3 protein-coding genes are annotated in these 2,227 nt (G+C 34.1%); 2 read left to right on the top strand and 1 reads right to left on the bottom strand.

Annotated elements, in window-relative coordinates; genetic code table 11:
* The coding region (locus F6K13_RS29580; RefSeq protein ID WP_287289351.1) for a hypothetical protein at window positions 1–478 on the top strand (478 nt) is incomplete at its 5' end.
* Between the two features lie 737 nt (window positions 479–1,215).
* On the opposite strand, the gene bluB is transcribed toward F6K13_RS29580, so the two are convergent.
* Window positions 1,216–1,860 carry a 5,6-dimethylbenzimidazole synthase gene (bluB, locus tag F6K13_RS29575; RefSeq protein WP_124144882.1) on the bottom strand — a complete coding sequence of 215 codons (645 nt, stop codon included), beginning with the start codon at window positions 1,858–1,860 and terminating at the stop codon, window positions 1,216–1,218.
* Between the two features lie 202 nt (window positions 1,861–2,062).
* On the opposite strand from bluB, the gene F6K13_RS29570 reads away from it, so the two are divergent.
* Window positions 2,063–2,227: 3,4-dihydroxy-2-butanone-4-phosphate synthase (locus tag F6K13_RS29570; protein ID WP_287289352.1), on the top strand; the 165-nt coding region annotated here is incomplete at its 3' end.

Genomic DNA, 2,227 nt, shown 5'->3' with positions numbered 1-2,227 from the left:
ACTGGAAGATACTATTCCAGAATCATCACAAATTACTGAGGCAAAATCTGAAGAAGTTGTAGAATCTCTCCTTACTGAAAGTGATGATTATATTACTTCTATACCGGAAGTTGTAGAAGATTTTCCACTGGAAGATACTATTCCAGAATCATCACAAATTACTGAGGCAAAATCTGAAGAAGTTGTAGAATCTCTCCTTACTGAAAGTGATGATTATATTACTTCTATACCGGAAGTTGTAGAAGATTTTCCATTTGAAGATACTATTCCAGAATCATCACAAATTACCGAGGCAAAATCTGAAGAAGTTGTAGAATCTCTCCTTACTAAAAGTGATGATTCTATTACTTCTATACCGGAAGTTGTAGAAGATTTTCCATTTGAAGATACTATTCCAGAATCATCACAAATTACCGAGGCAAAATCTGAAGAAGTTGTAGAATCTCTCCTTACTGAAAGTGATGATTCTATACAATAAATTACTGAATAAATTGAATCTGAAAATACTCTTGATTCTCCATAAGAGATAACAGAATAAATTTATATTGACAGTAATTTCAAGGTAAATAAGCCACTTATAGAGATGTTGTATAAAACGCCTCTATAAGTAAGTGGCAAATATCTAGTCTTAATCAGTAGTTAATAAGGTAAGCAGTTAGCGCTTCCCTGCGGGATGCTACGCAAACAGCAATTAATAATGAATAATTACTTCTAATACCAAATTGAAATGAAGCTGTATAGAATAATATTTCAAGCAGAATTGACCGCAGATAGGAGTAGATAGAGATAGATCGATTTCAAGAATTTAGAATGCGCGAATTAAGAATTTAGAATTACCTCTTCTTATAAACTAAGAGGATTGGATCAAAGGATTTTTTTCTTCTCTTGGTCGATTGGATATGGCTCCGAGACCCGTTCTTGCAGACCCGCTCCGAAGTACGCCATCCCACCCTCCGGGAACTCCGCTAACGACCGCTTTTTTCTCCATGAATGGAGAGGCTTTATACCTGAATTTTTCGGTAATGAATTTCATCATTCTATGCAACCTCATATAAAACTGGTATAAGCTTGGAGAAGGAGACTTTGGTAGTAACTTTTTATTATTTCTCAATTTCTCAATTTTCTCAATTACTTTTACCTTTCCCAAAATAAAATTAATAGCTGATAGCTAATAGCTGACGGCTGTTTGCGCAGCATTCCGTAGGAAATGCTTATTTAATAACTATTATAATAAATGACTTCAGCTTTTGATTTACACTTTTCCCAGTTAGCAATTTCAAGCTGAGGACGTTCTGTAAATTCTGTGACATAACCTATACACAAATAAGCGATTAATTCATTTTCTGGAGGAGCATTGAGAATAGTTTTTACCTCTTCTTCATCTAAGACACTTACCCAACCCAACCCTATATTTTCAGCTCTAGCCATTAACCACAAGTTTTGGATAGCAAGACAAACACTATAAGGTCCTACTTTATCCATACTTGTTTGACCTAAGACCGGAGCAGATGAAGGCTTATAAAAAACAGCAATATTAACAGGAGTTGTAGTTATTCCCGTACCAATCAATTGAAATTGATGAGGTAGAGGCCGATCTTTGAATATTTCTTCTGCTTTTTCATTTTCTCTTTCAAAAGATGCTTTGATTTTGGCCTTAATTGATGGGTCACGAATAATCACAAATTCCCAGGGTTGAGAAAAACCAACTGAAGGAGCGTGCAAAGCAGCAAATAGTAAACGCTCTATTACTAGATCGGGAATTTCTTTATTAATAAACTTTGCTACTGGTTCTGTTCGACGATGAACGATAATGTCTTCAAGTATTTGACGTTTTTGTTCTGTAAAAATTCTACCTTTCATATTATTTACTTCCAATTATTGTATGATATTTTCTATCTGAAACTCAATTACTTAATAGAGTCTTCAAGTTGCTGTAAGGTATATTCTCAACTATCTATCTAATTTATTCATTCTTGTTACTATACTTCCGTAGCCTAGGAAACCCTATAATCTTTGTATATCGTTATAATATTTGTATACTTTTAAACATATTTTGAAAAAAATGACAAAACCAGGGAAACTATCTGTGAATAAACAGCCAAACGAACAATTTCAATTTGACTCCATTGATGCTGCACTAGCAGATATTAAAGCAGGTAAGTCTGTAGTAGTAGTCGATGACGAACATCGAGAAAATGAAGGAGATGTAATTTGTGCAGCTCAATTT

The sequence above is a fragment of the Okeania sp. SIO2B9 genome (assembly GCF_010672505.1).
Taxonomy (GTDB): Bacteria; Cyanobacteriota; Cyanobacteriia; order Cyanobacteriales; family Microcoleaceae; genus Okeania; species Okeania hirsuta.
Note: the sequence above shows the minus strand (reverse complement) of the source record. Positions and strands in the feature narration are given on the sequence as shown.